The sequence below is a fragment of the Streptomyces calidiresistens genome (genome assembly GCF_014141525.1).
In the GTDB taxonomy this organism is placed as follows: Bacteria; Actinomycetota; Actinomycetes; order Streptomycetales; family Streptomycetaceae; genus Streptomyces; species Streptomyces calidiresistens.
The window spans coordinates 1-6,151 of the sequence record NZ_VKHS01000288.1; the positions used below are offsets into that span (position 1 = coordinate 1).

General features: G+C 74.1%; 4 protein-coding genes and 1 CRISPR repeat array. Of the genes, 1 reads left to right on the forward strand and 3 read right to left on the reverse strand.

Features of this window, described 5'->3' with window-relative positions; genetic code table 11:
• The first annotated feature begins 309 nt into the window (after positions 1 to 309).
• Positions 310 to 675 (forward strand): hypothetical protein, encoded by a 366-nt coding sequence (locus FOE67_RS13495; RefSeq protein WP_182663964.1) that lies wholly within the window; start codon positions 310 to 312, stop codon positions 673 to 675.
• A 552-nt stretch (positions 676 to 1,227) separates the two neighbouring features.
• Positions 1,228 to 1,744: direct repeats of the CRISPR family, unit length 29 nt; unit sequence CTGCTCCCCGCGCACGCGGGGATGGTCCC.
• A gap of 97 nt (positions 1,745 to 1,841) precedes the next feature.
• Here the strand turns inward: FOE67_RS13495 and FOE67_RS13500 are convergent.
• The 3 genes from FOE67_RS13500 to FOE67_RS13510 all read right to left on the reverse strand — a co-directional run.
• Positions 1,842 to 2,480 carry a CG0192-related protein gene (locus FOE67_RS13500; RefSeq protein ID WP_182663966.1) on the reverse strand — a complete coding sequence of 213 codons (639 nt, stop codon included), beginning with the start codon at positions 2,478 to 2,480 and terminating at the stop codon, positions 1,842 to 1,844.
• Positions 2,481 to 2,551: 71 nt separating this feature from the next.
• A complete protein-coding gene (locus tag FOE67_RS13505) occupies positions 2,552 to 4,138 on the reverse strand; it encodes a penicillin-binding transpeptidase domain-containing protein (protein ID WP_323384881.1) in 1,587 nt (528 codons plus the stop codon).
• 334 nt (positions 4,139 to 4,472) lie between these two features.
• Positions 4,473 to 6,151, reverse strand: a 1,679-nt coding sequence (locus FOE67_RS13510; protein ID WP_182663978.1) for a dolichyl-phosphate-mannose--protein mannosyltransferase, incomplete at its 5' end; no start/stop codon positions are given.

Sequence of the window (6,151 nt, forward strand, 5' to 3'; positions counted from 1 at the left end):
GGTCGGGTGTGGGGGTGGTGGATGCCACCTCTCGAACCAACTCGACCGGCTCGACCGCCTCGACCGGCTCGACCACCGGGGCCGAGGTCGGCACCTTCACCGGAGCCGGCATCGGCGTGGGCTCCGGCCCCGGTCGCGGAAGACACCTCGAACTCCCTGTCCGCCGTTCCTGTGGAAAACATCGGCGCGGGAATGTCCGGCGTCGACGGTCCCGCCCGGGCCCCGGAAAACAGGGAGGAAAATCCCGGCAGGGATAAAGGTGGGGAGGGAGAGCCCATCGGCGAGGCGGTAATGCGTATTGTGAATTCCTTGCGTCGGCGCGATCCGCGATTGCTGATCTCCGAACGCGAGTGCCGCACCCTGGCGCCCGGGATCAATGCCTGGCTGGCCCGTGGGGCGACCGAGGCGGAGGTGATCCGGGCGCTGTCGCAGGGGCTACCGACGGTGCTGCGGGGACGGGCGGCGGGCATCCTGGCCTGGCGCCTGCGCGAACACCTGCCCCCACCCGCGCCCGCTCCCACGGCGGCGCCGCTCGTACCGGCGGCCCCGGTGCCGGTTCGGGGAAAGCCGTATCCCTGTCGGGGATGCCACAACGTGGTGTTGCGCCCGGAGTCCGGCCTGACCCACTGCCAGGCCTGCCGCGAGGCGATGACCCGGGCCCCGGCCGCCGCTTGACCCGGCACTTTTGCCCCCCCGGAGTCGGGGTCGGCGGAGGGGCGTGCAAGCACCGTGCTTGCACACCTCCGCCCGGCCTCCCCGCTCCACGCGGGATCGGCGGCCCTCGCACACCTTTCCCACAACCCCCCCGGAACTATTCGCGGCTTTTTGTGCGCTTTGCGCACAACGTCACCTCACCTCGTGCAAGCACCGTGCTTGCACGAGGCGAGGCGGCGGGGTGGCGGGTGGAGAAGAAGCCATGAGAGACCACCTCTCACCGGGGCGGGCGCCCTCTCCGGAGGAAGCGAGGTGGCGAGCCCCGGGGTCGCACGCCCGGCCCTGGGCTCCGGGAGGTCGTGATGCGGTGTGCTCATCAAACGCCTGAGGGCACCCTGCCCCCGGCTATCCCGTTACCCGGCCGACTGTGCGAGAAGCCGGGTCGTTGTCCGCCGGACTGGCTACGGTGGGTCCATGTGGATGACCCGGAGTTCCGGACAAGGCGGAATGTCCGTTTCCCCGCTTCTTGCAAAAACGGGCGCTCCCCGCCGGTAAACTCCCAGGTCAGTTACTCTGCTCCCCGCGCACGCGGGGATGGTCCCCGGCGGCCGAGGAACCGGGGACCGAGGAGCCGCTGCTCCCCGCGCACGCGGGGATGGTCCCGGCGTCATCAACCTGCGGACCTGGTCCGGCTCCTGCTCCCCGCGCACGCGGGGATGGTCCCCGACCGGTGGGCAGAGCCCTGCCGGCCTCTTCCTGCTCCCCGCGCACGCGGGGATGGTCCCGCCTCGACCTCGGGGCGGTCCAGGAGGCCGGGCTGCTCCCCGCGCACGCGGGGATGGTCCCCGTGATCCCGTCCCGGGTGTGCGGCACCCGGACTGCTCCCCGCGCAGGCGGGGATGGTCCCTCGGCGGCGCGCTTGGTGTCGCCCTCGGCCTCCTGCTCCCCGCGCACGCGGGGATGGTCCCCGGGCAAAAGCCCTGATCGGGGCGGGTTTCCCCTGCTCCCCGCGCACGCGGGGATGGTCCCTGTCGATCCCTTTTTCGCTGAGCGCCTCCGTACTGCTCCCCGCGCACGCGGGGATGGGGCATGCGGAGGTGGCCTTCGCGTCGTTCTCCGGGACGGTGCCCCGGGGAATGACGCGAAGGCGGCGACGAACCCCGGTCCCGGGCGCTGCCCGGGGCCGGCTACGGGCCGGCCGGCCGGGTGCGCAGGGCGGCCAGGACCGCCGGGCCGCCTCCGCTCCACCGTCCGGTGAGGGTCGCGTCCGCCGAGGCGACCTCGGCGCCGACGGCGCGCACGACGACGAGCTCCGCCCCGCCCGCGCGGACCACCGTGGTGGGCCCCTCGTTCCGGCAGGTCGGGGTGTCCACGTCGGCGAACGCAGGAGAGTGCGGGTCGCCGTTCCGTTCCAGGCGCACGGTGGGCTCACGCGACTGCCGGTGCCCGTCGGCCTCGATCACCTCCTCGGCCTGGTCCTGCTGTCCGAGGGCGCACCTGATCATCGCCGTCACCCCGACCGGGTCGCCGCACGCGTCGTACACCCACCGCTTGCCGAGCACCGAGTGCTCGGTGGTGCCGAGCAGGAACTCGTCCGCCCCCTCCAGCGGCGCGCCGCGATACGTCATCGGCACGTGCAGCAGCACGCCGTCGTCCCCCTCGACCAGGAAGGCTTCGAAGCCCACCTCGCCCGCCGGGTCGTCGAAGCGGTAGGCACCGACCTGCCGGACTCCGGATCCGTTCGGATTCCACGGCTGTTGGGGCAGCCATTCACTGATCAGATCGAGCTTGCCGGGTGTGAGCGTTGCTTGGTAAATGAGCGCCATGCCCCGGACGTTAGCCGACCGGGCCCCGTCACGCGGTGGCGTGACGGGGCCCGGTGGAGGCAGGGGGTCGGTCAGGGGGCGGCTTTGAGGACCTCGGCCACCAGCGGGCCGGCGATCTTGCCGCCGTGTCCGCTCTCCGGCACCACGGCCGCGACCGCGAGGTCGTCCCGGTAGGCGGTGAACCAGGCGTTGGGGTCCTCCTGGCCGATGACCTCGGCCGAGCCGGTCTTGGCGCCGGTCTCACCGGGGACCCCGGTCATCGCCGCCGAGGCGGTGCCGTACTGCACGGTCGCCACCATCAGCCCGCGCAGCTGCGCGGCGGTGCCCTCCGACGGTCCGGCGGCGGTGGCGAGTTCCCGGCCGTCGTGGTCCGGCGGGACGAGGTAGGGCTGGCGGAACGAGCCGTCCCGCACGGTGGCCGACACCGAGGCCATCACCAGCGGGTTGGCCCGCACACCGGCCTGGCCGATCAGCTGGGCGGCCATCTGCGCGTTGGACTCCACCGGGACCGTGCCGGACTCCACCGCGATCCCGGCGTCCCACTCCAGGCCGATGCCGAAGGTGTTCCGGGCGTAGGTGCCCAGCTCCTCGTCGGACAGCTCGGGGGCGGCGGAGACGAAGGCGGTGTTGCAGGAGGCGGCGAAGCTCTGCGCGAAGGTGCCGTTCTCCAGCTCGAACTCGTTGAGGTTCTCGAACGGCCAGCCGCCGTGGTCGAAGTTCTTCGGGCACGGGTGGGCGGCCGACGGGGAGGCGAGACCCCGGTCGATCATCAGCGCCGAGCTGACGATCTTCCAGGTGGAGCCGGGTGCCAGGCGCGCCTTCACGGCCAGGTCGGTGGACTCCCCGGGGTCCTCGGCAGGGTCGGGGGCGGGGGTGGTGACCAGGGCCAGGATCTCGCCGGTGCTCGGCCGGATCGCGGCCAGGCCGGCGCGGTCGGTGTCGGCGAGGACCTGCTCGGCGGTGGCCTGGAGGTCGGAGTCGATGGTGGTCGGGACGTCGACGGGGTTCGGCGACTCCAGCTCCAGGAGCTGTACCACCCGGGCGCCGGCGGAGTCCACGATCCGCAGTTCGCTGCCGGCCCCGGCGTCCGCGCCGTAGCGGGCGCCCAGTTCGGTGAGGATCGCCGCCAGGGTGGGGTGGTCCTCGGCGGTCAGTTCGTCGCCGTCGCGGTCCAGCACCCGCACCGCCGCCTCCTCGGACAGCGGCCCGGTCTCCAACCGGTGTCCGTCGGTCAGGTCGGGGTGCAGGACGGTCGGTTCCCAGGCCACCACGGTGCCGAGGTCGTCGTCCTCGCGCACCGACAGCTCCGAGCGGTACTGCCAGTCGACCGTGTCGGAGGCCTCGCCGTCACCGCTCCCGCCGTCGTCACCGCCGATGGGCAGGCGGGCGGTCACCAGGAAGGAGATGACGTCCCCGGAGCCGGTGCCGGGCGTGAGCGTGAGGTCCGACAGGCCGGTGTCGGAGATGAAGGCGGTGAGCGCGGCCCGGGCGGCGGCGGGGTCGTCGGTCAGGTCCGCGGCCTTCTCGACGTCGCCGTTCTCCCAGGCGGTCAGGAACTCGGCGACGGTCTCGGCCGGCGTGGCGTCCCGGGGTGCCTGTCCGTTCCCGGTGTCCCCGCCGCCGGAGTTGCACCCCGCCAGCAGGACGAGGGCGGTCACCGCGACGACGCCCCGGAGCGCCGGGCGGGCCGTGCCCCGGGGGGCACGGGGGCCGGTGCCGTCGGTGTCCCGTGGACGCCCCGTCCCCGGTCGCGCGCGTCGCGCCGTCGCCGTCATCGGTGTCCCCCGGTCCGTCGTGCCGGTACCGGTTTCCGGGCCCCGCCGGCCCCACAGCGTTCTCATCCGCACCTCACACCCTCAGAGGCCGCAGCCTACCCGGCGCACGCGACCGCTTTCGCGCGGTGCCCGGTGGGACGCGCGCCCCGCCCGCCGGGAACACCCGATCGGCCGGCCCCGCCCCGGGACCCGGCCTCCCCACCCGGGCCGGGGCCGCTCAGATCCAGGTGGGCAGCCACATGCGGGCCCGCCACCCGTCCATCGGCAGCGGCACGTCCGCGTACACGGGGTAGAAGAAGACGAAGTTCCAGACCACGGCGAGCACGACGATCCCGCACGCCGTGATGCCCACCACCCGTCGCCGTTCCGGACAGCCCGGCGGGCCCAGGACCGCGCCCAGCGCCATCGTCAGCGCCAGGCACAGGAACGGCACCAGCACCACGGCGTAGAAGTAGTAGATCGTCCGGTCCTGGTAGAGGAACCACGGCAGCAGTCCGGCCGCCGTCCCGCACAGGATCGCGCCGGCGCGCCAGTCCCGTCGGGCCGCCCACCGCCACAGGCAGTACACCAGCGCGGCGCAGGCCGCCCACCACAGCAGGGGGGTGCCCAGGGCCAGTACCTCGCGGGCGCAGCCGCCGGCCTCCCGGCACGCCCCCTCGCCCTCCTCCTCGGACAGGTAGAAGAACGACACCGGCCGCCCCGCCACGAGCCAGCTCCACGGGTTGGACTGGTAGCTGTGCTCGGAGTCCAGGCCGACGTGGAAGCCGTAGACCTCCGCGTGGTAGTGCCACAGGCTGCGCAGCGCGTCCCCGACCGGGTGGCCGGTGGGGGCGTTCTCCGCCGCCCAGTCCCGGTGGTAGCCGCCGGGTCGCAGGAACCAGCCGGCCCACGAGGCGAGGTAGACGACCACCGCGACCGGCACCGTGGACAGGAAGGCGGGCACCGCGTCGCGGCGCAGCATCGCCCGGTACGGGCGGGGGGCGCCGGCGGTGCGGCGGGTCGCCGCGTCCCACAGCACGATCATGATGCCGAAGGCGGCCAGCACCCACAGGCCGCTCCACTTGGTGGCGCAGGCCAGGCCGAGGCAGACGCCGGCGGCGATCCGCCAGGGGCGCCATCCGAGGCGGGCGCGCCGGCCGGTCTCCGTGTCGGGGCGCAGCATCCCGTCGTCGGAGCGGTTGCCGCGCGGCGGCCGGTCGGGGTCGCGGGCCGCGTCCTCCAGCGCCGCCGCCATCCGGGCCCGGGAGCGGTCGCGGTCCACCAGCAGGCAGCCGAAGGCGGCCAGGACCCAGAACATCAGGATCAGGTCGAGCAGTGCGGCCCGGCTCATCACGAAGTGCAGGCCGTCCACGGCCATGAACAGCCCGGCGAGGCAGCCCAGGGCGGTGGAGCGGAACAGCCGGCGGCCGATCCGGCACAGCATCAGCACCGACAGGGCGCCCAGCAGGGCGGGCACGAAGCGCCAGCCGAAGGGGGTCATGCCGAAGGCCCACTCGCCGAGCGCGATCAGCCACTTCCCGGCCGGGGGGTGCACCACGTACGAGGCGGTGTCGCCGAGCGGGACGACGCCGTCGAGGATGCGTTGGTTGGCGTCCTCGGGCCAGTTCGCCTCCCAGCCGCGCCGCAGCAGCGCCCAGGCGTCCTTGGCGTAGTAGGTCTCGTCGAACATGACGACCGCGGGGCGGTCCAGGCGGACGAAGCGCAGCACGCCGGCGACGGCGGCGACCAGCAGCGGGCCCACCCAGCCCATCGCCCGGGCGAGGCGGGCCGCGGTGCCGGGGGCCAGGCCGAAGTACTCCCACAGGCGGGTGCCGGGCTCGGGGAAGGGCGGCACCAGGCGCCGGCGGACGCCGCCGTCGGTGCGCGGCCGGTGGACGCGGGTCCCCCGGCCGGGGC

Coding starts and splice junctions, on each gene's coding strand:
- FOE67_RS13500 (WP_182663966.1), bottom strand. CDS start 2,480: ATGGCGCTCATTTACCAAGCAACGCTCACACCCGGCAAGCTCGATCTG.